This is a genomic window from Variovorax sp. ISS6 (genome assembly GCF_056523145.1).
The window spans coordinates 2,953,020-2,977,789 of the sequence record NZ_JAWRZC010000001.1 but is presented as its reverse complement, the minus strand read 5'-3'; the positions used below and the strand labels follow the sequence as shown (position 1 = coordinate 2,977,789).

At 67.4% G+C, this 24,770-nt stretch carries 23 protein-coding genes and 1 other RNA gene; 6 read left to right on the top strand and 18 right to left on the bottom strand.

Features of this window, described 5'->3' with window-relative positions; translation table 11 throughout:
* Positions 1 to 120: 120 nt before the first annotated feature.
* Complete coding sequence (locus AC1HIL_RS13565) at positions 121 to 1,116, bottom strand: FecR domain-containing protein (protein ID WP_479671975.1); 996 nt, start codon at positions 1,114 to 1,116, stop codon at positions 121 to 123.
* Positions 1,113 to 1,649, bottom strand: a complete 537-nt coding sequence (locus tag AC1HIL_RS13560; RefSeq protein ID WP_479671974.1) for a sigma-70 family RNA polymerase sigma factor — start codon at positions 1,647 to 1,649, stop codon at positions 1,113 to 1,115. The genes AC1HIL_RS13565 and AC1HIL_RS13560 overlap by 4 nt, the downstream gene beginning before the upstream one ends.
* A gap of 166 nt (positions 1,650 to 1,815) precedes the next feature.
* Between AC1HIL_RS13560 and xth the strand changes: the two genes are divergently transcribed.
* Entirely contained in the window at positions 1,816 to 2,601 is a 786-nt protein-coding gene (gene xth, locus AC1HIL_RS13555; RefSeq protein WP_479671973.1) for an exodeoxyribonuclease III, read from the top strand.
* 16 nt (positions 2,602 to 2,617) lie between these two features.
* Positions 2,618 to 3,142, top strand: a complete 525-nt coding sequence (locus AC1HIL_RS13550; RefSeq protein ID WP_413764119.1) for a hypothetical protein — start codon at positions 2,618 to 2,620, stop codon at positions 3,140 to 3,142.
* 50 nt (positions 3,143 to 3,192) lie between these two features.
* On the opposite strand, the gene ntrC is transcribed toward AC1HIL_RS13550, so the two are convergent.
* The 12 genes from ntrC to AC1HIL_RS13490 form a co-directional block, all read right to left on the bottom strand.
* On the bottom strand, positions 3,193 to 4,731 hold the full coding sequence (ntrC, locus tag AC1HIL_RS13545) for a nitrogen regulation protein NR(I) (RefSeq protein WP_057589624.1): 1,539 nt from the start codon (positions 4,729 to 4,731) through the stop codon (positions 3,193 to 3,195).
* Positions 4,732 to 4,755: 24 nt separating this feature from the next.
* Positions 4,756 to 5,835 (bottom strand): nitrogen regulation protein NR(II), encoded by a 1,080-nt coding sequence (glnL, locus tag AC1HIL_RS13540; protein ID WP_057589623.1) that lies wholly within the window; start codon positions 5,833 to 5,835, stop codon positions 4,756 to 4,758.
* Between the two features lie 40 nt (positions 5,836 to 5,875).
* Positions 5,876 to 6,379, bottom strand: a complete 504-nt coding sequence (locus AC1HIL_RS13535) for a hypothetical protein (RefSeq protein ID WP_057589622.1) — start codon at positions 6,377 to 6,379, stop codon at positions 5,876 to 5,878.
* A 147-nt stretch (positions 6,380 to 6,526) separates the two neighbouring features.
* Entirely contained in the window at positions 6,527 to 7,942 is a 1,416-nt protein-coding gene (gene glnA / locus AC1HIL_RS13530) for a type I glutamate--ammonia ligase (protein WP_057589621.1), read from the bottom strand.
* 147 nt (positions 7,943 to 8,089) lie between these two features.
* Complete coding sequence (locus tag AC1HIL_RS13525) at positions 8,090 to 8,890, bottom strand: competence/damage-inducible protein A (RefSeq protein ID WP_422097702.1); 801 nt, start codon at positions 8,888 to 8,890, stop codon at positions 8,090 to 8,092.
* Positions 8,887 to 9,768 carry an EI24 domain-containing protein gene (locus AC1HIL_RS13520; protein WP_057589619.1) on the bottom strand — a complete coding sequence of 294 codons (882 nt, stop codon included), beginning with the start codon at positions 9,766 to 9,768 and terminating at the stop codon, positions 8,887 to 8,889. The genes AC1HIL_RS13525 and AC1HIL_RS13520 overlap by 4 nt, the downstream gene beginning before the upstream one ends.
* A gap of 122 nt (positions 9,769 to 9,890) precedes the next feature.
* The gene (locus tag AC1HIL_RS13515; RefSeq protein ID WP_479672759.1) at positions 9,891 to 10,865 is read right to left on the bottom strand and encodes a sterol desaturase family protein; all 975 of its coding nucleotides are present in this window, start codon (positions 10,863 to 10,865) and stop codon (positions 9,891 to 9,893) included.
* Between the two features lie 10 nt (positions 10,866 to 10,875).
* A complete protein-coding gene (locus AC1HIL_RS13510; RefSeq protein ID WP_261210236.1) occupies positions 10,876 to 11,697 on the bottom strand; it encodes a polysaccharide deacetylase family protein in 822 nt (273 codons plus the stop codon).
* Positions 11,681 to 12,700 (bottom strand): YncE family protein, encoded by a 1,020-nt coding sequence (locus AC1HIL_RS13505; protein WP_057589616.1) that lies wholly within the window; start codon positions 12,698 to 12,700, stop codon positions 11,681 to 11,683. The genes AC1HIL_RS13510 and AC1HIL_RS13505 overlap by 17 nt, the downstream gene beginning before the upstream one ends.
* Positions 12,701 to 12,790: 90 nt before the next feature.
* Positions 12,791 to 13,522 (bottom strand): pseudouridine synthase, encoded by a 732-nt coding sequence (locus AC1HIL_RS13500; RefSeq protein ID WP_479671971.1) that lies wholly within the window; start codon positions 13,520 to 13,522, stop codon positions 12,791 to 12,793.
* 90 nt (positions 13,523 to 13,612) lie between these two features.
* Complete coding sequence (ggt, locus tag AC1HIL_RS13495; RefSeq protein WP_261210230.1) at positions 13,613 to 15,346, bottom strand: gamma-glutamyltransferase; 1,734 nt, start codon at positions 15,344 to 15,346, stop codon at positions 13,613 to 13,615.
* A 58-nt stretch (positions 15,347 to 15,404) separates the two neighbouring features.
* Positions 15,405 to 17,000, bottom strand: a complete 1,596-nt coding sequence (locus AC1HIL_RS13490; RefSeq protein ID WP_479671970.1) for a class I SAM-dependent methyltransferase — start codon at positions 16,998 to 17,000, stop codon at positions 15,405 to 15,407.
* A gap of 216 nt (positions 17,001 to 17,216) precedes the next feature.
* Here AC1HIL_RS13490 and AC1HIL_RS13485 point away from each other — a divergent pair, with 216 nt between their 5' ends.
* A complete protein-coding gene (locus AC1HIL_RS13485; RefSeq protein WP_172705375.1) occupies positions 17,217 to 17,375 on the top strand; it encodes a hypothetical protein in 159 nt (52 codons plus the stop codon).
* A 214-nt stretch (positions 17,376 to 17,589) separates the two neighbouring features.
* On the opposite strand, the gene ssrA is transcribed toward AC1HIL_RS13485, so the two are convergent.
* The 4 genes from ssrA to ompA form a co-directional block, all read right to left on the bottom strand.
* Positions 17,590 to 17,974: a transfer-messenger RNA gene (gene ssrA / locus AC1HIL_RS13480) on the bottom strand.
* A 13-nt stretch (positions 17,975 to 17,987) separates the two neighbouring features.
* Positions 17,988 to 18,653: an HAD-IA family hydrolase gene (locus AC1HIL_RS13475; RefSeq protein WP_296737575.1), complete on the bottom strand. Its 666-nt coding sequence runs from the start codon at positions 18,651 to 18,653 to the stop codon at positions 17,988 to 17,990.
* Complete coding sequence (gene ubiG / locus AC1HIL_RS13470) at positions 18,650 to 19,372, bottom strand: bifunctional 2-polyprenyl-6-hydroxyphenol methylase/3-demethylubiquinol 3-O-methyltransferase UbiG (protein WP_261210224.1); 723 nt, start codon at positions 19,370 to 19,372, stop codon at positions 18,650 to 18,652. Before ubiG ends, AC1HIL_RS13475 begins: the two co-directional genes overlap by 4 nt.
* Before the next feature lie 131 nt (positions 19,373 to 19,503).
* Entirely contained in the window at positions 19,504 to 20,163 is a 660-nt protein-coding gene (gene ompA / locus AC1HIL_RS13465; protein WP_057589611.1) for an outer membrane protein OmpA, read from the bottom strand.
* Between the two features lie 225 nt (positions 20,164 to 20,388).
* On the opposite strand from ompA, the gene gyrA reads away from it, so the two are divergent.
* From gyrA to serC, 3 genes are read left to right on the top strand one after another with little or no spacing between them, the layout of a single operon-like run.
* A complete protein-coding gene (gyrA, locus tag AC1HIL_RS13460; RefSeq protein ID WP_479671969.1) occupies positions 20,389 to 23,034 on the top strand; it encodes a DNA gyrase subunit A in 2,646 nt (881 codons plus the stop codon).
* Positions 23,031 to 23,615, top strand: a complete 585-nt coding sequence (locus AC1HIL_RS13455; RefSeq protein WP_261210215.1) for a DUF2059 domain-containing protein — start codon at positions 23,031 to 23,033, stop codon at positions 23,613 to 23,615. Before gyrA ends, AC1HIL_RS13455 begins: the two co-directional genes overlap by 4 nt.
* A 1-nt stretch (position 23,616) precedes the next feature.
* Positions 23,617 to 24,756, top strand: coding sequence for a 3-phosphoserine/phosphohydroxythreonine transaminase (gene serC / locus AC1HIL_RS13450; protein ID WP_479671968.1), 1,140 nt, complete (start codon positions 23,617 to 23,619; stop codon positions 24,754 to 24,756).
* Positions 24,757 to 24,770 lie beyond the last annotated feature (14 nt).

Below are 24,770 nucleotides of genomic sequence, written 5' to 3'. Positions count from 1 at the left end.
GGAGAGATCTCGCAAGAAGGTGTGAAGTGGCTGTTCCTCAAGGCTTCACACGCGAGAAGAAGAAAAGGGACACGACGCGGCGGATTTTTTTGCCGGCCGGCCCGGCGCGCTCGCGCGCCCTCAGTCGCCGGCCGGTGCCACCGTCATCCAATAACGCGTGCGCGACAGCACCTGCACCGGCAGGGCCTGCGGCAGGCTGTCGAGCACGGGCGTGGTGTCGCGCAACTGGAAGACGCCCGAAACGCGCAGCTCGGCCACCGCCGGGTCGCAATGCAGCACCCCCGGCCGGTAGCGGCCGAGCTCGGCCAGGAAGTCGCCCAGCCGCATGTTCTTCACGCGCAGCACGCCGCGCGACCAGTCGTCAGCCCCCGGATCGAGCGCGCGCGGCGCCTCGACCGCCGAGGCGGAGAAGCCGGCCTGCTCGCCGGCGTGCACCACCACCGCGAGACCCTGCGCATCGTCGGGCCGGACCTCGACCGCGCCCTCGAGCACGCCCACGTGGCTGCGCCGGTCCTCGTGCTGCCGCACCACGAAGCGCGTGCCCAGCGCGTGCAGCCGTCCCTGCGCGGTCTCGACCACGAAGGGGCGATAGGCGGGGTCGCCGGCGGGCACGCGGTCGGGTGCGGTGTCGACCAGGATCTCGCCCGCGCGCAGGCGCACCCGCCGCTGCGTGGCGTCGTAGGCCACGTCGATCGCCGTCGCGGTGTTGAGCTGGATGCGCGTGCCGTCGGGCAGCCGCACTTCACGCCGCTCGCCAGTGGCGGTGCGGTGGTCGGCCAGCCATTCGCGCGCCGGAGAGGCGCGCCATGCGACCCAGCCGGCGGGCACCGCGGCCAGCAGAAGCGCCAGCGCCTTGACCGCGGCGCGGCGGTCGGCCCGCACCGTGCGCCCCAGCGCGGGCATCGCCAGCGCGCCCGGCAGCAGGCCGAACTTGCGGCTCACCTGCTCGGCGCGCTGCCAGGCGTCCTCATGGGCCGGATCGGCCGCGCGCCACTGCGTCCAGCGCATGCGGTCGGCGGCCGTGGCCTCGCCCGACTGCAGCAGCAGGAAGCCCTGGGCGGCCTGCGTGGCAACGGCCTTGTCGACCGGCACGCGCTGCGCGCTCGCCGCGCTCATGCGGCCAGCAGGATGCAGTGCGCCATCGCCTCGGCCATGTAGCGCTTCACCGTGCGCTCGCTCACGCCCAGCCGGGTCGCGATCTCGGCATAGCCCAGCCCTTCGAGCTGCGCCATCAGGAAGGCCTGCCGCACCGCCGGCGCGAGGCCGTCGAGCATCGCGTCGATCTCCTGAAGCGTTTCGAGAATGATCGCCTGCTGCTCGGGCGACGGCGCCAGCGGCTCGGGCATCGCGCCCAGCGCGTCGAGGTAGGCCTGCTCGAGCGAGCGCCGCCGGTACAGGTTCGCCAGCAGGCGCTTGGCGACGACCGTCAGGTAGGCACGCGGCTCGCGCAGTTGCCAGTCGCCCTGCTTCTCGGGCGTGTGATCGGGCGCGGCGAGGATGCGAAGGAAGGTGTCCTGCGCCAGGTCCGCGGCATCGAAGGAATTGCCCAGCCTGCCGCGCAGCCAGCCCAGCAGCCAACCGTGGTGGCCGCGGTAGAGGGCGTGGACATGTGCATGGGGGTGCGGGTGAAGGGCGGAATCGGCGTTCATTCTTCCGAACGGCGTGCGGGGATCGCGGCCTCATGAATAAGAATTGTTCTCATCTTAGTCGATCGAGGGATGGCGCCCGCGCGTTTCGGTATAACCACGGACACGCCGGCCGCGAGGCCCACCCCACACTCCAGCAGTTGTCGAGCAACGACAACTCACCCACCCCATGAAGATCGCCACCTGGAACGTCAACTCCCTCACCGCCCGCCTGCAGCACGTGCTCGACTGGCTGATCGCCAACCCGGTCGACGTGCTGTGCTTGCAGGAACTCAAGATGAGCGACGACAAGTTCCCGCTCGAGATCCTCAAGTCGGCCGGCTACGACGCGGCGGTGTTCGGGCAGAAGACCTACAACGGGGTCGCGATCCTGAGCCTCGCACCGGTGCGCGACGTGGTGAAGAACATCGGCGGCTTCACCGACGACCAGTCGCGCGTGATCGCCGCCACCATCGACACGCCGCGCGGGCCGGTGCGCGTGGTCAACGGCTACTTCGTGAACGGCCAGGCGCCGGGCTCCGACAAGTTCGCCTACAAGATGAAATGGCTGGACGCGCTGCGCGCGTGGCTGCGTGCCGAACTGGCCGCGAATCCGAACCTGGTGCTGCTGGGCGACTTCAACATCACGCCCGAGGACCGCGACAGCTTCGACCCGGTGGGCCTGAAGGAAACCATCCACCACACGACCGAGGAGCGCGACCACTTCAAGCAGTTGCTCGGCCTGGGCCTGACCGACAGCTTCCGGATGTTCGAGCAGCCCGAGAAGAGCTACTCGTGGTGGGACTACCGCATGCTCGGCTACCAGAAGAACCGCGGGCTGCGCATCGACCACGTGCTGGTGAGCGACGCGCTCAAGCCGCAGGTCCGGGGCTGCGTCATCGACCGCGTGCCGCGCAAATGGGAAAAGCCCAGCGACCATGCGCCCGTGGTGCTCGACGTGGACCTCGGTGGCTGAGGCCAGGAAGCCCGGCGTGGCGATCGCCAGGACAGCCACCATTGCCCTGCTGGCACTGTCGCTCGCGGCCTGCGGCGTATTCGACAAGAAGCCCGCGGGCGGCGGCGAGAGCCCCGCGAGCCCCGGCGGCACCGCCACCGCGCCCGACGACGGCCCGCCCGCCAAGTCCGAGGTGCCCACGGTGCGCCTCATCACGACGCAGACGCCCGTGGTCCGGGCCTATCGCAAGATCGGCGCGCGCCACATCTACACGAAGTACGCGCAGCGCATTTACAAGGGCAAGATCCCGCCGCTGGTCTACGCGGTGGTGGTGGTCGAGACGGACATCGACGCGAACGGCAAGGTCACGGGCGTGACCTTCAGCCGCATCCCGAGCCATGCGCCCGAGGTACCGCCGATGATCGAGGAGCTGATCAAGGCGGCCTCGCCGCTGCCCAACCCGGGCAAGCTCGGCGGCCACACCTACATCGACACCTGGCTCTGGGACAAGAGCGGGAAGTTCCAGCTCGATTCGCTGACGCAGGGGCAGCGCAGCCGCTGAAGCAGCAGACGAGCCGGGCGGCAACGAGGCCGCCGGCTCGCCGGGCATCCTCACTCGATGCCGAGTTCCTGGATCTTGCGCGTGATGGTGTTGCGGCCGATACCGAGCTTCTGCGCGGCCTCGATGCGGCGGCCGCGCGTGCTCGACAGCGCCGTGAGGATCAGCCGCGATTCGAAGCGGCGCGACAGCACGTCCCACACGTCGGTGCGACCGGCCGCGAGCAGCGCCTGGGCCTCGGCCTCGAGGCCGCTTTCCCAGTTGCCGGCCGCGTCCCCGGGCGCGGGCGCCGCGACGGCGGGCGCCGGCACCACGCTGTCGACCGCCGTCCCCACGAAAGGCGCGGGCGCATGAGACGCCACGGGCACGGCCACCGCGGGCTCGCCCGCGTGGCTGTCGGGCGACAGCAGCGGCGCGCCGCCGGCGGCGAGCACCTCGGGCGGCAGGTCCTTGGCCTCGATCAGTTGCGCCGGCGCCATCACGGTCAGCCAGTGGCAGATGTTCTCGAGCTGGCGGACGTTGCCGGGGAAGTTGAAGCCCGCGAGCTTGGCCAGCGCCGCATCGGAGATGCGCTTGGGCTCGACGCCGAGCTGCCGCGCGCTCTGCTGCAGGAAGTGGCGCGTGAGGGCGGGCACGTCCTCGCCGCGTTCGCGCAGCGCGGGCAGCCGCAGGCGGATGACGTTGAGGCGATGGAACAAGTCTTCGCGGAAGCCGCCGAGCTTCACGCGCTGCTCGAGGTCCTGGTGGGTGGCCGCGATGACGCGCACGTTGGCCTTGACCGAGTTGTGGCCGCCCACGCGGTAGAAGTGGCCGTCGCTGAGCACGCGCAGCAGGCGCGTCTGCAGGTCGAAGGGCATGTCGCCGATTTCGTCGAGGAACAGCGTGCCGCCCTCGGCCTGCTCGAAGCGGCCGCGCCGCATGGTCTGCGCGCCCGTGAAGGCGCCGCGCTCGTGGCCGAAGAGTTCGCTCTCGAGCAGGTCCTTGGGGATGGCCGCTGTGTTGATGGCGACGAAGGGGCCGTTGGCGCGCGGCGAGTGCTTGTGCAGCGCGCGCGCCACGAGCTCCTTGCCCGAGCCCGATTCGCCGGTGATCAGCACCGTGACGTTGCTCTGAGAGAGCCGGCCGATGGCGCGGAACACGTCCTGCATCGCGGGCGCCTGGCCGAGCATCTCGGGCGCGGCGACCATGCGTTCCTCGGCCACTTCCTCGCGCTGGCTCTCGTCGACGGCGCGCCGGATCAGCTCGACCGCGCGCGGCAGGTCGAAGGGCTTGGGCAGGTATTCGAAGGCGCCGCCCTGGAACGCCGAGACGGCGCTGTCGAGGTCGGAGAAGGCCGTCATGATGATGACCGGCAGGCCCGGATGCTTGGCCTTGATCTTGTCGAGCAGCTCGAGGCCGGAACCGCCGGGCATGCGGATGTCGCTCACCAGGACCTGGGGCCCCTGCTGCTCGTCCTCGGCGGCCTGTTCGAGGGCCGCCAGCACTTCGCGCGTGTTGGTGAAACTGCGGGTCGGGAGGTCCTCCCGAAGCAGGGCCTTCTCCAGCACGAAGCGGATCGATTGGTCGTCATCAACTATCCAGATCGGCTTCATGCATCTCCTTGTTGCCGGTGGCTGCTAGGGCAGCGGAATCAATATCTTGAAATCGGTTCGGCCCGGGACACTGTCGCACTCGATCACGCCGTGATGCTGTTGCACAAAAGTCTGTGCGAGCGTCAAACCCAGCCCTGTACCACCCTCTCTGCCCGACACCAGCGGATAGAAGATTCGGTCCTTGATCGCGTCCGGCACGCCCGGTCCATTGTCGATGACATGCAATTCCAGTGCCAATCGATACCACTGCTTGTTGAAGATCACCTGGCGCGCGACCCGGGTCTTGAAAGTGATGCAGGCATCGCCCGCCGCGCGGCGCTCGGCCAGGGCCTGCGCGGCGTTGTGGACGATGTTGAGCGTGGCCTGGATCAGCTGCTCGCGGTCGCCGCGGAACTCGGGGATCGAGACGTCGAAGTCGCGCTCGATGTGCAGGTCGCGCGGGAACTCCGCGAGGATCACCGAGCGCACGCGCTCGCAGACCTCGTGGATGTTGACGTCGCCCACCACGTGCGGGCGGCGGTGCGGCGCCAGCAGGCGGTCGACCAGCGTCTGCAGCCGGTCGGCCTCGTGGATGATGACCTGGGTGTATTCGATGAGGTCGCGCGACTCGACCTCCATCTGCAGCAGTTGCGCGGCGCCGCGGATGCCGCCGAGCGGGTTCTTGATCTCGTGCGCGAGATTGCGGATCAGCTCCTTGTTGGCCTGCGCCTGGTCGAGCAGTCGCTCCTCGCGGTCCTGCCGCACCTGGTGCTCGAGCGGCAGCATCTCGACGATCAGTTCGCCGGCCTTCTCGCCCTTGGCCAGCGTGACCTGCACGGGCATCAGCTCGTGGTTCACGCGGCGCAGGAAGGCCTCGTAGCGCAGGGTGGCGAAGTCGTTGGCGCTCGCGCCGTCGATGGCGGTGCGCAGCACCTGGGGTTCGTGGAAGCAGGCGCCGAACTGCGAGCCCTCGAGCGTGCGGCGCGAGGTGCCCAGCGCATCTTCGAGACCGGCATTGGCGAACAGCACCGAGCCCTTGCCGTTGACGACCGCGATCAGGGTCGACAGCAGGTCGAAGGCCTGAAAGCGCGGACTGGCGCTTGCCGCCTTCTTTCCGAAAGCCATGGAAATCCTGTGGTGTTCTTCCTGCCGATGCAGGAACGGGTTAGTTCTTGGGGGCCGGCAGGCGGCTGATCTCGCGGCGGATGCCGGCGATGTCGCTTTCGTTGCGGGCCAGTTCGGCCTTCATCTCGGCCACGCGGTCGAGGTACTTCTGGTAGTTGCGGCCTTCGCTGCCCTGCTTCTCGGGCTCGCCGTTGTTGTATTCCTTCTGCAACTCGGACTGGCGGGCCTCGGCCTTGCGCAGCTCGGACTCGAGCACCGAGCGCGCTTCGCCGTCGCGCGCGCGCTGGTCGGCGCCCTCGACCCGCGGGCTGCCGGCCGGCGAGCGGGCCGCCGAGGTCGATGCCGCGGCGCCGCCGAGCGCGGCGCGCGAGGCACCCTGCACGACGGTGACGTTGCCGCCTTCCATCACCTTGCAGCCGCGCTGCTGCGCGACAGTGGCGTTGTTGGTGTATTCGTTCCCGCAGCGCCAGACGCGCTCCTGCGCGAGTGCCGGCAGGGCAAGCAGGGAAGCGGCCAGGAGGAGGAGTGGTGCGGCAGTCTTCATGGGATCTTGGGGACCTCGAGGGCCCGGGGAAGCGCGAAAAGGCGCATTTTCATGCAATTCGACGCCCCCGATGACAGGATGTTCCGGCCCCAACGAAAAGGACGGCCGAGGCCGTCCTTTCGTGTTACTCCGAGCGGAAAACCGCGATCAGAGCGAGTAGTACATGTCGAATTCGACCGGGTGCGTGGCCATGCGGAAGCGCGTGACTTCCTGCATCTTCAGGTCGATGTAGGCATCGATGTACGCATCGGTGAACACGCCGCCCTTGGTCAGGAAGGCACGGTCCTTGTCGAGGTACTCGAGGGCCTGGTCGAGGCTGTGGCAGACGGTCGGAATCAGCGCGTCTTCTTCCGGCGGCAGGTGGTAGAGGTCCTTGCTCGCGGCTTCGCCCGGGTGGATCTTGTTTTCCACGCCGTCGAGGCCGGCCATCAGCAGCGCGGCGAAACCGAGGTACGGGTTCATCAGCGGATCGGGGAAGCGCGCTTCGACGCGGCGGCCCTTCGGGTTCGACACGAACGGGATGCGGATCGAGGCCGAGCGGTTCTTGGCCGAGTAGGCCAGCTTCACCGGGGCTTCGAAGCCGGGCACCAGGCGCTTGTAGCTGTTGGTACCGGGGTTCGTGATGGCGTTCAGGGCACGGGCGTGCTTGATGATGCCGCCGATGTAGTGCAGCGCGAAGTCCGAGAGACCTGCATAGCCGTCGCCGGCGAACAGGTTCTTGCCGTCCTTCCAGACCGACTGGTGCACGTGCATGCCCGAGCCGTTGTCGCCGACGATGGGCTTGGGCATGAAGGTGGCGGTCTTGCCGTAGGCGTGGGCCACGTTGTGGATCACGTACTTCTGCAGCTGGACCCAGTCGGCGCGCTGGATCAGCGTGCTGAACTTGGTGCCGAGTTCCATCTGGCCGGCGTTGGCCACTTCATGGTGATGCACTTCGACCGGGATGCCCAGCGATTCGAGCACCAGGCACATTTCCGAGCGCATGTCCTGGAAGCTGTCGACCGGGGGAACCGGGAAGTAGCCGCCCTTGACCGCGGGACGGTGGCCGGTGTTGCCGTGCTCGTATTCCTTGTCGGTGTTCCACGAAGCTTCTTCGGACTCGATCTTCACGAAGCAGCCCGACATGTCGTTCTTCCAGCGCACGCCGTCGAACACGAAGAATTCGGGTTCCGGACCGAAATAGGCCGTGTCGCCCAGGCCCGAGGCCTTCATGTAGGCTTCGGCGCGCTTGGCCAGCGAACGGGGATCGCGCTCGTACGGCTTGCCGTCGGTCGGGTCGATCACGTCGCAGGTCAGGATCATCGTGGTCTCTTCGAAGAAGGGATCGATGTTGGCGGTGTTCGGGTCGGGCATGAGCTGCATGTCCGACGCTTCGATCCCCTTCCAGCCGGCGATGGACGAGCCGTCGAACGCGTGGCCCGAGCTGAACTTGTCTTCGTCGAAGTGCGACACGGGCACGGTCACGTGTTGTTCTTTACCGCGGGTGTCGGTGAAACGGAAGTCGACGAACTTGACCTCGTTTTCCTTCACGAGCTTCATGACGTCGGCGACGGTCTTTGCCATCAATTTCTCCTGAGTTGGATGGGTGGTTGGGAATACAGGGATGCGGGATGCAGTTTCTGTGCCATTGTCGCCTGCGTCGAACGCGTGGCGGCGGGCACTTTGGGGGCCTGGAACGCGATCGAATTCACCAAATTGGTGCCATCGAAATCAACGCACCAATTCTGGGCCAAGTTGTGCATTAAAAGTGTGCAGGCCTTCGATGAGCTGGCCGTAGGCCGCGTCGAGCAGGTCCGGATCGCCCTTGACGCCGAGCTCGATATGACGGCCGTACTGGGGGTGATCGACGCTCGGCAGGCTGAAAACCTTGATGCGCGCATGGCGTTCCTCGATCGCCTGCATCAGGGGCGTGAGGGTGGCCTCCATGGCACCGAAAACGATCACGGACTTCTCCATGACCCGGCTCTGGACGAAAAGATCGGCATAAAGCCCGTCGAGCACCGACTCGATCATCGGCCAGGCCATGACCGGGAAACCGGGCACGAAATGGACGTCACCCACGCTGAAGCCGGGGATTTTGTTGTAGGGGTTGGCGATGATCCGGGCGCCCTCGGGAAACACGCCCATGTTGAGCCGGTGGATGTTGTCGGGCCGGTCGGGCTCGTAGGCCACGCCCTGCTCGCGCGCCGTGTCCTGCATGCGCTCGCGGATCAGCAGCTCGGCTTCGGGATGCAGCGCCAGCGGCACGCCCAGCGCCTTGGCGGCGCACTGGCGGGTGTGGTCGTCGGGCGTGGCGCCGATGCCGCCGGTCGAGAAGACGATGTCGCCCGAGGCGAAGGCACGCGCCAGCGCGGCGGTGATGCGCTCGGGCACGTCGCCCACGTACTCGGCCCAGCCCAGCTGCAGGCCGCGCGCCGCGAGCAGCTCGATCACCTTGGGCATGTGCTTGTCGAGGCGCTTGCCCGAAAGGATCTCGTCGCCGACGACGATCAGGCCGAATTCACGGGTCATGGGGATTTCCATTGGGAGAGAACGGCCTGGTCGGCCTCGATGGCGGCGGCGTCGCCCGGAATGGCGGCCGCCGCGGCGGCCGCGCGCTGGCCGCGCAGCTGCGCGAGCGCATCGAGGCAGTAGTGGCCGAACCACAGGGCCGAAAAGGCGAAGACCAGGGTGTAGATCCAGATCGCGAGCGGCACCAGCACGAAGAAGGCGGCCGCGAACAGCAGGCCCGAGGCCCAGACGATGCTCGGCGCCGCGCCCAGGTAGCCACAGAGCACGCCGATGCACAGCAGCGGCAGCCGGTGCGCGCGCAGCAAGGTGGCGCGCTCCTCGGCGCTGGCATGCTCGGCCAGCGCATCGAAGCTCATCACGCGGTAGGTGAGCCAGCCCCAGATCAGCGGCGGCAGGATCAGCACCAGCGGCGGGATCAGCCACAGCGGCATCGAGACCACCAGCGCGAGCAGCGCCAGCACGGTCAGGCCGATGGAACGCGCGACGCTGCCGAAGAAGGAAGCGCCCTTCTTGCGCTCGAGCGAGGGAAAGCGGCGCTCGGCCACCAGCCGCGTGAGCGCGGGCGCCATGAAGCCGGCCACGATGACGAGCGCCAGCACCACGATCAGCGGCGTGGCGGCGAACACCACCACCAGCGGCGCGAGCATCGAGGTGACGTCGCCCGAGAACAGCCGCCCGATCCAGCTCCAGAAGCTGGCCAGCAGCGGCCAGGACTCGAGCGCGCCGCGCGTCCAGGCGACCGCGGCATCCCAGTAGAAATAGCCGAAGACGGCGGCCAGCAGCACCATCAGGCCCAGCGGCAGCAACGACAGCACGATCACGCGCGGCAGCATGCAATAGGCCACCGCGCGCCAGAAGGAGTCGAGGAGCAGGCGCATCGGGCCGGAGGATAACCCGGCGCGCCCCGCGCGGCCGTGAAGCCAGAGCCGGCGGCCGGGCGATTCGCCGGTTCGCGCGCGCGCCGCGCGAAGGTGGGGCAGTTGGAGAGAAGCCGCCGCGCTCAACCGCGGCCGACCATGCGCTTGAGCCCCAGCCACTGCTGGGCCCAGAAACCCTGGCCGTAGTCGCGCACCTTGCCGGCCGCATCGGGCTCGACCTGGTCGCGCACGCCGGTCGGGTCGTAGCGGTTCTCGAAGTTGGCAGTCCCGAACAGCATGTCCCACCAGGGCAGCAGCACGCCGAAGTTGTGGCCGCCGAGCGTGCTCTTGCCGTTCGATTCGTGGCCCAGCCCGATGCTGTGGTGCAGCCGGTGGAAGCGCGGGCTGATCCACAGCCGCTCGCCGAGGGCGCCGAAGCTCAGGCGCAGGTTGGCGTGCTGCAGGCTCTCGCTGAGCTGGGTGAACGCGACGAAGGCGATGAACTGGCCGGGTGCCACGCCGATCAGCTGCGCCACGATCACGATCAGCGTGTCGTGCAGGACGTCGTCGAGCAGGTGGTTGCGGTCGTCGCTCCACATGGTCATCTGGCGCTGCGAGTGGTGCAGCGAGTGCAGCCCCCACCACCAGTTGAACTGGTGCTGGCCGCGGTGGATCCAGTAGCCGACGAAATCGAGCACCACCAGGTAGATCGCGAACGCGACCACCGGCACATCGGTCACGCCGGGCCAGAGCTCGTCGAGATGCAAGGTGCCCCAGCCGGCCGCGCGCAGGCTGCCCATGAGCTCGTCGAACACCGGCTGCAGCGTGAAGAACATCGCGAGCCGGAACAGGCCCAGCCGGTGGATCAGCGTGTAGAGCACGTCGATGCGGATCGCGCGCCGGTCGGTCACCGGTTCCACGGCGCGCCAGCGCTGCAGCGGGCCGATCAGCGCGACCAGCACCACGATCTGGATCAGGCCGACCAGCAGCCAGCCGGTGGCATCGAAGGCGTCCTCGGTCCAGCCGCCGAGGCCGATCGCATAGACGAAGGGCTGCACGACGGTTTCGAAGAACCAGCCCTGCAGCGAGGAAAAGAAATCCGTCAGCCAGTCGATCACGGAAACCGCCTCAGGGGTGCGATGCGATCCAGGCGCGGTAGTCGGGATGCTGGCGCAGCGTCTGGAAGCAGAAGCCCTTGGCCTTCAGGCCGACGATCAGCGGCTCGAGGTTGGCAGGCGCCCACGGATCCTTGCGCGACCAGATGCCCAGGTGGGCGAGCAGGATGTCGCCGGGGCGGATGGTGTCGAGCGCCTGCGTGAGCAGCTTCTCGTTGCTGAACTTCTCGCTCGGCAGCTCGTCGCCGAGGAAGCCCGCGGGCGCCCAGCCCACGTGCGCATAGCCGCAGTCGCGCGCGGCGGCCAGCAGCTTGGGCGAGGTCTTGCCGCCGGGTGCGCGGTACAGCGGCAGCGGCTTCTTGCCGGTGATCAGCTCGAGCCGCTCGGAGGCCTTGCGGATGTTGGCGCAGTACTCGGCCGCGCTCCAGGTGAATTCGCGCCCGGCCAGCGCGCCCGCCGAGGGCTTGACACGGAAGCTCGGCGTCACGCCCTTGAGGTCGGCGCGCCAGTAGACATGGTCGTAGGTGTGCGAGCCGAACTCGTGGCCCTCGGCCGCCCTCGCCTTCCACCAGGCGGCCCAGTGGTTGTCGAGGCTGTCGCCCTCGGTCTGCGTGCGCTCGGCGGCGGCAAAGAAGGTGACGTGCACCTGCTGGCGCTTGAGCACCTCGGCCACCAGCGGCGCGATGCCCATGTGGCCGGTATCGAAGGTCAGGTAGACGGGTTTCTCGCAACTCGCCGCGGCACCCTGGGCCCCGGCGGGGATCGCCACCGCGGCGGCCAGCAGCGCGGCGAGCGCCGCCACCGCGCGCCGGCGCGGGCTAGATCCGCTTCGCATGGTCGAGCGTCCAGACGCCGTGCGGCGAGCGGCCGACATTGACCTGCCGCACCACCTTGCGGCTGGCGAGGTCGACCACGCTGAGCTTCTTGGCCCAGCGCGAGGTCACGTAGAGGGTCTTGCCGTCGGCCGACACGTCCATGCAGTCGGGGCCGCCGGGTACCGGGTAGGTGTCGCCGACCTTGAGCGTGGCGAGATCGATGCGGCTGATGGAGTTGGCCACCCGGTTGCTCACGAACACGCTCTTGCCGTCGCCGGCCGAGCGGAATGCATGCGCGCCCTTGCCGGTCGGGATCTTGCCCACCAGCTTCGGCTGCGGCCCCGCCACGTCGAACACCTGCACGCCGTCGCTGCCGGTCAGGCCCACGAGCAGGGTCTTGTCGTTGTGCACGCCGTAGATGTCGGCCGGCATCGGGCCGGTGGCCACGCGCCAGCGGATGGTCTGCGTCGGCAGGTCGACGGCGATCAGCTCGTCGCTGTCCTGCATCGTCACGTAGGCGATGGTGCTGGTGTTGTCGATCCAGATGTGGCTGGGCGTCTTGCCGGTGACGATGCGCTTGGCGAGCTTGAGGTCCTTGCCGTCCCAGCGGTAGACGTCGACGTGATTGAGCCGGTTGGCCGCGGTCACGAACCACTTCATGTCGCGCGAGAACTGCAGCTGGTAGGGATCGATGATCCCGTAGACCACGCGCTGGACCTCGGCAGTGCGCGGGTTCAGGAAAGTCAGCGAGTCGCCGGCCGAATTCGCCACGATGACCGACTTCTCGTCGGGCGTCATGTAGATGTGGTGCGGCTCCTTGCCGGTCGCGATGCGTTGCTTCTCGGTCCAGTCGACCGGGTTGATCACGCTGACGCTGGCGTCGAGCGAGTTGAGCACGAAGATCGGCGGGGGTTCCGGCGGGGCCGCGGAGGCGGCGGCCGGGGCCAGGAAGGCGATCGCGCCGAGCAGGCAGGCGGACAGCAGGGCCGCGGCGCGACCGGTCGAGCGGGAAGGAAAACGCAAGGGAAGTTCCGGAAAAGGGGCTTCGAATGTTAACGATCCGAACCGACGACTGGCTGACCGCCAGCCACCGAAAAGGTGGATGGTTGACAGTTATTTCGCGGGCGCGCGCAAGGCGGCGACCTCGTCCGCCGCCAGCCAGCGCCATTGGCCGGGCGCGAGGTCCGCGGGCAGCGCCACCGTGCCGATGCGCGAGCGGTGCAGCGCCTCGACGCGGTTGCCCACCGCGGCCAGCATGCGCTTGACCTGGTGGTACTTGCCCTCGGTCAGCGTGAGCCGCAGGTGCAGCGGGCTGTCGGACTCGCAGGCGGCCGCGCGCACCGGCTTCGGATCGTCGTCGAGCACCACGCCGGCCAGCAGGCGGGCGATCTGCTTGTCGTCGACCGGGTGCTTGGCCGTCACTTCGTAGACCTTGGGCACGTGGTGCTTGGGCGAACCCATCTTGTGGATGAACTGGCCGTCGTCGGTCAGGAGCAGCAGTCCGGTCGTGTCCTGGTCGAGCCGGCCGATGGCCTGCACGCCCTGCACCGCGCCCTTGTTGGGCCGCAGCCGCAGCGGAGACGGCAGCAGCGTGTAGATGCTCGGATAGGTCGAGGGCTTCTGCGAGCACTCGGTGCCGGCCGGCTTGTGCAGCATCAGGTAGCCCTTCTCGTGGTAGGCCCAGGCGGTGCCCTGTACGGTGAACTGCAGGCCTTCCGCGTCCAGATCGGTGGCGGGATCGTCGACCACCGCGCCGGCGATGGTCACGAGGCCCTGTTGAACCAGGCCCGCGCACACGCGCCGCGTGCCGAAGCCCTGGGAATAGAGGATGTCTTGCAGTTGCATGGCGAAAAGAAAAGGCGGCCGCGCTTCGCACGCGGCCGCCCTGGAGTGTCTCAGAAGGCGCGGACCAGTCCGGCGCCCTCCTCGCGGCGCTCAATAGCCCGCGGCCAGCCCGGTGTTGCGGCGCGGATCGTTGGCGCCGTAGAAGCGGTTGTTGCCCACCGGCTTGCCGCCCAGGGTGGGCGCGCCCACGATGATCGCGGCCAGGTGGTTGGCCGGCTGCGGCACGCCGAGGTTGTGGCCCATGTCGGTCAGGATCTTGCGGGTGTCGGGGCTCAGCGCGAAGGTCTCGACGTTGGTGACGTCGGGCAGCCATTGCTGGTGGAAGCGCGGCGCATCGACCGCTTCCTGCACGTTCATGCCGTAGTCGACCACGTTGAGGATGGTGTGCAGCACGGCCGTGATGATGCGGCTGCCGCCCGGCGTGCCGACCACGAACACCGGCTTGCCGTCCTTCGAGACGATGGTCGGGCTCATCGAGCTCAGCGGGCGCTTGCCCGGCTCGATCTTGTTGGCCTCGCCCTGCACCAGGCCGTAGAGGTTGGGCACGCCGACCTTCGAGGTGAAGTCGTCCATCTCGTTGTTGAGCAGCACACCGGTCTTGGCGGCCGTGACCTTGGCGCCGAACCAGTCGTTGAGCGTGTAGGTGACCGAGACCGCGTTGCCCCACTGGTCGGTGATCGAGTAGTGGGTGGTGTTGCTGCCCTCGTGCGGCGCGACGCCGGGCTTGATGTCCTTGGAGACGCCGGCCTTCTTCGGGTCGATGGCGGCGCGGATCTTCTCGGCATAGCCCTTGTCGAGCAGGCGCTCGAGCGGGTTCTTCACGAAGTCGGGGTCGCCCAGGTAGCTGTTGCGGTCGACGTAGGCATGGCGCATGGCCTCGATCTGGTAGTGCACCGACTGCGCCGAGCGGAAGCCCAGGTCCTTGAGCGGATAGCCCTCGAGGATGTTGAGCATCTCGCAGATGATCACGCCGCCCGAGCTCGGCGGCGGCGCCGAGATCACGCGGTAGCCGCGGTAGTCGCATTCGACCGGCGGCAGTTCGCGCGTCTTGTACTGGTCGAGGTCGGCCTGCGTGATGATGCCCTTGCCGGCCTGGCTCGAGGCCACGATGGCCTGGCCCACCCAGCCCTTGTAGAAGCCGTCGGGACCGTTCTGGCTGATGGCGCGCAGCGTCTTGCCCAGGTCCTTCTGCACCAGCTTCTGGCCGACCTGGAAGGGCTGGCCCTTGTTCAGGAAGATCGCGCCGGAGACCGGGTCCTTCTGGAAGTCGGCGGTCGAGGTCCAGAGCATGTCGATGTCGCCCTGGTCGAGCGCGAAGCCCTTCTCGGCGAGCTGGATCGAGGGCGCGATCAGGTCGGCGCGCTTCATCGTGCCGTACTTCTCGCGCGCGTATTCCATGCCCGACACCGTGCCCGGCACGCCGACGGCCAGGTGGCCGTTGGTGCTCAGGCCCTTGATGACGTTGCCGTCCTTGTCGAGGTACATGTTGGCCGTGGCGGCCAGCGGCGCCTTCTCGCGGAAGTCGAGGAAGGTCTTGCGGCCGTCGGCCAGCTGCACCGTCATGAATCCGCCACCGCCGAGGTTGCCCGCGGCCGGATAGACCACAGCGAGCGCGTAGCCCACGGCCACGGCCGCGTCGACGGCATTGCCGCCGCGCTGGAGCACGTCGACGCCGACCTTGGAAGCGAGGTGCTGGGCGCTCACCACCATGCCGTGTTCGGCCGCGACGGGCGCCTGCGAAGCGGCCTGCGACGCGCCAGCGGCCAGCGCGAGCACGGCGGCGATCGCCGCGCGCAGCTTCGGGGTCGAGGGAAGTTGTTGCATCTGGAAGTCTCCTCTTGAGATGTCGTTGGTTGCGGAGGTTGTGTGTGTGGTGCGAGGTTCAGCCGGCGAGCAGCGCCTTGCGCCGCAGGTCGCGCAGCGCCAGCGCCACCTGCTCGCGGGCGAAGGCGCTCAGCGCCTCGGGATCGGTCATCCGTTCGTCATTGCGCACGAAGCGCAGCCGGTCGGCGCGCACTTCGGCCTCGAGGTGTTCGACCAGCGCCTCGTGCGAACGGGTGCCGTCGAGCAGCGGCAGCAACGCGCGCTCGAGCAGCGACAGCGCCACCGTCTCGTGCCAGCCGTTGCAGACCGCGACCGACGGGGCCTGGCCCGGCGCCAGGCCCGGCGCGTTGCGCACCGAGGCCGCGGCCTGCGGCCGTGCAGGCACCTGCGCCACCGAGGGCACCGGCGTGCGGCGGATGCGCAGCGCACCGAGGATCAGCATCTCCTCGAGCATCGCCATCACCGCGGGCTCGACCGCCTCGCGCGACTGGTTCAGCAGCGGCAACACGCAGGCGACCAGCGCCTCGGCGCTCAGCGCGAGCGGGTAGTGGCTGTCGAGCGCATGCGCGACCGCCTTGTGCACGGGCTGGCGCAGCGTGACCTTCACGTTGCGAATCGCGGTGCAGCTCTGCTCGCGCGTGTCGAGCGTGAGCGGCGCGCCGTCGTCGCCATGGAACACGCCCGCGAACAGCAGGCCGCGAATGCGCGTGGCGTCGAGCCGGTAGCGGATGTGGCGCGCCTGGCCCTGCTTCACCAGCAGCGTCTGGCGGAAGGTGCGGTTGACCAGGAAATCGAGGTACTGCTCCATCAGCACCTGGCTGCCGCCGCATTCGCGCAGCAGCGGGTCTCGCACCTGCGTGCCGTAGTTCTGCACGAACATCGTCGATGGCTCGGCCTCGGCCAGGTAAGCCAGGCCATGGCTCTCGGCGCGCGCGACGAACTCCTTGAAGTAGCACGGCGCATTGCAGGGCTCGAGGAATTCGTGCAGCAGGTACGAGGTGGCACCATCGCGCACGATCGGCGCGGTTTCGTCGAGCGTCTTCTTGAGCACGCTGTCGGGACGCGCCGACTGCGCGAGGAACTCGATCATCCCGCGGGCATAGGACAGCTTTTCCTCGGGCGTGTCGCGCGGGCCGCCGCGCAGGATCATCGCGTCACGCACGATCTCGCGCGCCTTCCAGCCCGGGTACACGTTGTAGCTCACGTAGGCCACGCCGTTCGGCGCGAGGTTCTCGGCGCACACGCGCAGGATCGCGTCCTGCACCGGCCCCGGCACCCAGCTGTAGACGCCGTGGCAGACGATGTAGTCGAACTGGCCGAGCGAGGCATCGACCTCGGCGATATCGAAGGTCTTCACCTCGACGTTCGACAGGCCCAGTCGCTCGATCGCCTGCACGCCCTGCGCGATCTGCACCGACGACAGGTCGAGGCCGAGCGCGCGCGCGCCGGGGTGGCGCTCGGCGAAGGGGATCAGGTTGTTGCCGGCCGCGCAGCCCAGTTCGAGCACGCGCGCGCGAGCGGGCGCGGGCGTTTCGAGGCCGAAGAGAAATGCCGTGGCTTCCAGGTGCTCCACCGCCGTCTGCGGGAACGGGTGCGAGTCATAGGGCACCTCGTCGTAGTAGCTCGTCAGAACCGAAGTCAGGGAGTCGGGCACGGGCAGCCTTTTCAGGAAGATGCGAGGGAAACGCGCGGAATCGTGGAACGCCGGCGCCCGCCGAATATAGCCCTGCGCGGTAGCGAAAAGAGCCGGGGGCGGGTTGTCCTGGAGGGGCTCAACTCCGAGGGACCGCCGCATGTAAGACAATGCCGCGACCTTCCGGACTCGCGGCGTCAAGTGCGACCTTTGGGTGTACAAATCGGCGTTCTGACCATGCAGTTCTCCGATCCATCCTTCGTTCTGTCGGTCTTCCTGGCCGGTGTCGCCGTCGGGGCGATGCTGGTAGCCGTCATGTCCGCCATCCGCGCCGAACGCGGGCCGAACGGCCCGATGCCCAAGCCGGGCAGCGACGGCGACCGACTGGCGCGATAACGCCCCTGGCCGACGGCCACCTGGGCTCGGCGCCGTCGAGACCAGGCATGTGGCCTTGCCGCTCTCCCATCGCTCTTTTCACGCACGAACACGCGCTTCACGCAGATGAAACGCGTGCCTGATCCATGGAGAGGGGGTCTTGGCCGTGCGGCCGACCCGGGAGTGCCTCCCGGGTCGCCAAGCCCGGATCGGTCCGAGCCAGCCTTAGGCAATGTGGTGGAGCTGGGGGGATTTGAACCCCCGTCCGCAAGCCTTCATCGCGCAGTTCTACATGTTTAGCGATCTGATTTAAGTCTCGCTTCCGGAGTCGCGCAGTCGCACGCTACACCGGACGCCAGCACCCTATTTTCTTGCCCCGACCCAAGGTACCCGGATCGAAGCCAGCCGATGTAATTATCCTTGCAGCCGGGAGGCACTGATTGCTCAGAACCCCCTTGCCCAGCCCATCGGCCTGCTGTTGCAAGGCTCACTGGCAATTAAGCAGCGAGTGCGAAACGTTCGTCGTTTGCAGTTAGTTTGTTTGAATCTGTTTTACGAGCGCATTCAGCTCGACATGCCCCGCTGCGACTCCGAACCCGCGTCGAAACCAGTGCAGCCCCAAGGGGGCGTATTTTAGGCGCTATCCAGCAGTTTCAAGAGCTCGCCCGGAGAAGTTATCAAGGCATCGGCTTCCCAGCGGGTCGCATCGGCCTGCGCGCCCATGTAGCCGTAGGCCGCGGCCACGGTCCGCATGCCCGCCGCGCGGCCCGCGACGATGTCGCGCTCGTCGTCGCCGACGTAGATGCAATGCTCGGAGGGCACACCCAACCGCCGGGCCGCCTCGTGCAGCGGCTCGGGATGCGGCTTGGCGTACGGCGTGGTGTCGCCGCTCACCACCGCGCCCGCGCTCGCGAACAGCGGCATCGCCTGCGTGAGCGGCTCGGCGAAGCGCTTCGACTTGTTCGTGACCACGCCCCAGCGCAGCCCGCGCGCGACCAGCGCCTCGATCAGCGGCGCGACGCCATCGAAGGCCTGAGTGTTGAACATGCAGCGCTCGTAGGTCACGAAGAACTCCTCGCGCAGCGCATCGAACTCCGGCGCATCGGGCGTGATGCCGAAGGCCACGCCGAGCATGCCGCGCGCGCCCGCGCCCGCCATGGGGCGGTAGCGCTCGAGCGGATAGGAGGGCAGCCCGCGGGCGGTGCGCATCTGGTCCGCTGCGGCCCCCAGGTCGGGGGCGCTGTCGATCAGCGTGCCGTCGAGGTCGAACAGCACGGCACGGGTCGGCAAGCCCTTCATGCCTGGACTTCCGCAGGCTTCTGCGTGGCGATCATGTAGTTGACGCTGGTATCGGCACTGAGCCAGTAGCGCCGCGTGATCGGGTTGTGCTCGAGGCCGCGCGTGTGCCGCAGGTCGAGGCCGGCGGCGCGGCAATAGGCCGCCAGCTCGCTGGGACGGATCAGCTTCGCGTACTCGTGGGTGCCGCGCGGCAGCATGCCCATCACGTACTCGGCACCGACGATCGCGAGCATGAAGGACTTGAGGTTGCGGTTGATGGTCGAGAAAAAGACCCAGCCACCGGGCTTGACCAGCGTGGCGCAGGCCCGGATGACCGATGCCGGATCCGGCACGTGCTCGAGCATCTCCATGCAGGTGACGACATCGAAGCTGCCGGGCTGCTCGGCGGCGAGCGCCTCGGCGCTGACCTCGCGGTACTTCACGCCGCGCGTGCCGGCCTCGAGGGCGTGCAGCTGCGCCACCTTCAGGGCCTTGCCCGCGAGGTCGGCACCGAGCACGTCCGCGCCCTTGCGGGCCATCGAATCCGAAAGAATTCCGCCGCCGCAGCCTATATCCACCACGCGCCGCTGGGAAATCGGCGCAATACCTTCAATCCATTCCAGGCGCAAAGGATTGATTTCGTGCAAAGGGCGAAATTCGCCTTCCATATCCCACCACTTGTGGGCCAGTTCCGAAAATTTGGCGAGTTCGGCCGGATCGGCATTCACGTTTTCTGTCATATGACGGATTATGAAACGGACGATGACCAGCCCATGACGAAAGGGCCGGCTTGAAAACTTTCAGCCTGCATTGATTCAGGCATAAAAAAACCCCGCCGAGGCGGGGTTTTAGGGTCGATGGAATCGAGCTATCAGTTGGCGCGGGTGCCGACCACTTCGATTTCCACGCGACGGTTCTTGGCGCGGCCTTCCTTGGTGCGGTTGTCAGCCACAGGCTGCTTCTCGCCCTTGCCTTCGGTGTAGACGCGGTTGCGTTCGATGCCCTTCGAGACCAGGAAGGCCTTGACGGCTTCGGCGCGACGCACCGACAGACGCTGGTTGTAGGCGTCCGAACCGATCGAGTCGGTGTGGCCGACGGCGATGATCACTTCGAGGTTCACGCCACGGATCTTCTCGACCAGGTCGGTCAGCTTCGCGCGGCCTTCAGGCTTCAGCACCGACTTGTCGAAGTCGAAGAACGCGTCGGCAGCGAAGGTCACCTTCGAAGCGGCGACAGCCGGGGGTTGAGCGGGAGCGGCGGGCGGCGGAACCACGCCAGGAGCCGGGGGAACCGCAGCAGCCGGGGGAACCAGAGCGCCGTCGCAACCGGCAGCAGCCGTGGCGGGCGTCCAGTTGGCATCGCGCCAGCACAGTTCGTTCGTGCCGTTCTTCCAAACCAGTTCGCCGGTGCCGTTTTGCCAGTTGTCGATCGTAGGACCGCCATTCGCAGCGGTGACACGGGTCTGCGCGCCGGCGGCAGTGGCGAGCGCAGCGACTGCAAACATCATCGCCACTTTATTCAGTTTCTTCATGGTTCTCCTCTTGGGGAAAAAGCCGCAGCCGCGCTGCGAATCAAGGACGCTTTAAGTGACCACCACCCAAAACGTTGAGGCGATTGTGCCATAGGGTCTTTGGCAAACAGGCCGCACGGCGGCCACGAAGCGTAGGACGGAGGCGGAATAGAGCCCTTGTGTTGCGGCGGTGCGACACCCTTCGCAGCGTAAAATTTCGCCTTCCTGCCGCCAGCCTCTCGCTCAATGACGTCCTTCGCCAAAGAAACCCTGCCCATCAGTCTCGAAGAGGAAATGCGCCGCAGTTATCTCGATTACGCCATGAGCGTGATCGTGGGCCGCGCCCTCCCCGACGCGAGAGACGGCCTCAAGCCCGTGCATCGCCGCGTGCTCTACGCGATGCACGAGCTCAACAACGACTGGAACCGGCCGTACAAGAAGTCGGCCCGTATCGTCGGCGACGTGATCGGCAAGTACCACCCGCACGGCGACCAGTCGGTCTACGACACGATCGTGCGGCTGGCCCAGGACTTCTCGATGCGCCACATGCTGGTCGACGGCCAGGGCAACTTCGGGTCCGTGGATGGCGACAACGCGGCCGCAATGCGGTATACGGAAATCCGGCTGGCCAAAATCGCGCATGAAATGCTGGCCGATATCGACAAGGAAACGATCGATTTCCAGGACAATTACGACGGCTCCGAAAAAGAACCGGCCGTGCTGCCGAGCCGGCTGCCGAATTTGCTGGTCAATGGCTCCGGCGGTATTGCGGTCGGCATGGCCACCAATATTCCGCCCCACAACCTCAACGAAGTGGTGGACGCCTGCCTGCACCTGCTGCGCAACCCGCAGGCCAGCATCGACGAGCTGATGGAGATCGTGCCGGCGCCCGATTTCCCCACGGCCGGCATCATCTACGGCATCAACGGCGTGAAGGACGGCTACCGCACCGGCCGCGGCAAGGTCGTGATGCGCGCCAAGTGCCATTTCGAGGACATCGACCGCGGCCAGCGCCAGGCAATCATCGTCGACGAGCTCCCCTACCAGGTCAACAAGAAGACGCTGCAGGAGCGCATGGCCGAGCTGGTCCACGAGAAGAAGATCGAGGGCATCAGCCACATCCAGGACGAGTCCGACAAGTCAGGCATGCGCCTCGTCATCGAGCTCAAGCGCGGCGAAGTGCCCGAGGTGGTGCTCAACAACCTCTACAAGCAGACCCAGCTGCAGGACACCTTCGGCATCAACATGGTGGCGCTGGTCGACGGCCAGCCGAAGCTGTGCAACCTCAAGGACCTGATCGAGGTCTTCCTGCAGCACCGCCGCGAAGTGGTGACGCGCCGCACGGTCTTCAACCTGCGCAAGGCCCGCGACCGCGGCCACGTGCTCGAAGGCCTGGCGGTGGCGCTGGCGAACATCGACGACTTCATCGCCATCATCCGCAACGCCCCGACCCCGCCGGTCGCCAAGGCCGAGCTGATGGCGCGCAGCTGGGACAGCAAGCTGGTGCGCGAGATGCTCACCCGCACGCGCGCCGACGGCGGCACGATCAGCGCCGACGATTACCGCCCCGAAGGCCTCGAACGCGAGTTCGGCATGGGCAACGACGGCCTCTACCGCCTCTCCGAGACGCAGGCCCAGGAAATCCTGCAGATGCGCCTGCAGCGCCTGACCGGCCTGGAGCAGGACAAGATCGTCGCCGAGTACAAGGAAGTCATGGCCGAGATCGACGACCTGCTCGACATCCTGGCCAAGCCCGAGCGCGTCTCGACCATCATCGGCGACGAGCTCGGCGCGCTCAAGCAGGAGTTCGGTCAGTCGAAGATCGGCGCGCGCCGCAGCCTCGTCGAGCACCGCGCCTTCGACCTCTCCACCGAGGACCTGATCACGCCCACCGACATGGTGGTGACGCTCTCGCACAGCGGCTACATCAAGAGCCAGCCGCTCGGCGAATACCGGGCGCAGAAACGCGGCGGCCGCGGCAAGCAGGCCACCACCACCAAGGAAGACGACTGGATCGACCAGCTCTTCATCGCGAACACGCACGACTACATCCTGTGCTTCTCGAACCGCGGCCGGCTCTACTGGCTCAAGGTGTGGGAGGTGCCCGCGGGCTCGCGCGGCTCGCGCGGCCGCCCGATCGTCAACATGTTCCCGCTGGCCGAGGGCGAGAAGATCAACGTCGCGCTGCCGCTCACGGGCGAGAAGCGCAACTTCCCCGCCGACCAGTACGTGTTCATGTCGACCTCGATGGGCACGGTCAAGAAGACCGCGCTCGACGAGTTCAGCAATCCGCGCAAGGCCGGCATCATCGCGGTCGACCTCGATGCCGGCGACTACCTGATCGGCGCCGCCCTCACCGACGGCAAGCACGACGTGATGCTGTTCAGCGACGGCGGCAAGGCGGTGCGCTTCGACGAGAACGACGTGCGCCCGATGGGCCGCAACGCGCGCGGCGTGCGCGGCATGATGCTCGAGGAAGGCCAGGGCGTGATCGCCATGCTGGTGGCCGAGGACGAGCAGCAGAGCGTGCTCACGGCCACGGAAAATGGTTACGGAAAGCGAACAAGCATTACCGAATACACGCGCCATGGCCGTGGAACCAAAGGCATGATCGCTATTCAACAGAGTGAGCGAAACGGCAAGGTCGTTGCCGCCACACTCGTGCATTCGGACGATGAGATCATGCTCATCACCGACAAGGGCGTGCTGGTGCGCACCCGGGTCGCCGAGATTCGTGAACTGGGTCGCGCGACGCAAGGCGTTACGCTGATCGGGCTCGACGAAGGTGCCAAACTCAGCGGGCTGCAACGTATCGTCGAAAACGATGCCAATGGCGAACCCGAGCCCGGCGCAGACGACACTTCCACATCTTCAACGGAGAATCCTCAGTGAAAAAACAAATCAAGCTCGCACTCCTGACCGTCGCCCTGGCCGGCAGTTCGATGGGCGCCCTGGCCCAGGACAAGGCCACGCTCATCAAGCAGTTCCTCGACCTGCAGCGCCCCGGCATCGAAGCCCTGGCCCGCGGCCTGGTCGAGCAGTCGAGCGCCCCGATCGCGCAGGCCGGTTCGCAGTACCTGCAGACCCAGGTGCCCGAGGCCAAGCGCGAAGCCGCCGCCAAGGCCGCCGATGCCGAGCTCAAGAAGTACTACGACGATGCCTATCCGATCGTGCGCGACAAGGCCGTGCAGCTGGCCCCGGCCACGCTGAGCCCGCTGCTCGAGCAGTCCTTCACCGAAGACGAGCTCAAGCAGCTGCTGGCCTGGATCAACTCGCCGCTGAGCAAGAAGTACCAGGACCTGAACCCCAAGATGCAGACCGCGCTGACGGAAAAGCTGGTGGCCGAGACCCGCGCCACCATCGAGCCGAAGATGCAGGCCCTCGACACCAGCGTCGCCAAGGCACTGGGCGCCCCGACCGAAGCGCCGGCCGCCCCCGCCAAGGCACCGGCCAAGGCTCCCGCCAAGAAGTGACGTGAACGCCCCGCACACCCTGCAAGAACCGGCCCGCCCGCGCCCCTACAACTTCTCCGCGGGCCCCGCCGCCATGCCCGAGGCGGTGCTGCAACGCGCCGCCGCCGAGATGCTCGACTGGCACGGCAGCGGCATGAGCGTGATGGAGATGAGCCATCGCGGCAAGGAGTTCGGCGAGATCTATGCGCAGGCCGAAGCCGACCTGCGCGCGCTGCTGGCGGTACCCGCCAACTTCCGGATCCTGTTCATGCAGGGCGGCGGCCTCGGCGAGAACGCCATCGTCCCGCTGAACCTGTCGCGCGGCGGCACGGTCGACTTCGTGGTCACCGGCAGCTGGAGCGTCAAGTCGCACAAGGAAGCGCAGCGCTACTGCAACGCGCGCGTGGCCGCGAGCAACGCCGACGACCAGCACACGCGCCTGCCCGATCCCGCGGGCTGGCAGCTGTCCGGCGACGCCTCGTACGTGCACCTGTGCAGCAACGAGACCATCAACGGCATCGAGTTCCACGAGCTGCCCGACCTCGCCGCCCTCGGCAGCAAGGCGCCGCTGGTGATCGACTTCTCCTCCCACGTCGCCTCGCGCGGCGTCGACTGGAGCCGTGTCGGCCTGGCTTTCGGCGGCGCGCAGAAGAACCTCGGTCCGGCCGGCCTCACGATCGTCGTCGTGCGCGACGACCTGCTGGGCCATGCGCTCGAGATCTGCCCGAGTGCGTTCAACTACAAAACCGTGGCCGACAACCAGTCCATGTACAACACCCCGCCGACCTGGGGCATCTACATGGCGGGGCTCACGTTCCAGTGGCTGCGCGAGCAGACCGAAGGCGCGCTGACGGGCGTGGCCGCGATGGAGCAGCGCAATATCGCCAAGGCGAAGCTGCTGTACGACTTCATTGATGCGTCGTCCTACTACCTGAACAAGATCGACCCGGGCTGCCGCTCGCGCATGAACATCCCGTTCTTCCTGCGCGACGAAGCCCGCAACGAGGCCTTCCTGTCGGGCGCCCGCGCAGCGGGACTGCTGCAGCTCAAAGGCCACAAGTCGGTGGGCGGCATGCGCGCCAGCCTCTACAACGCCATGCCCCTGGAAGGCGTGCAGGCCCTGGTGAGCTACATGCGAGAATTCGAGCGGTCGCACGCCTAGACGCGCGCGCACCT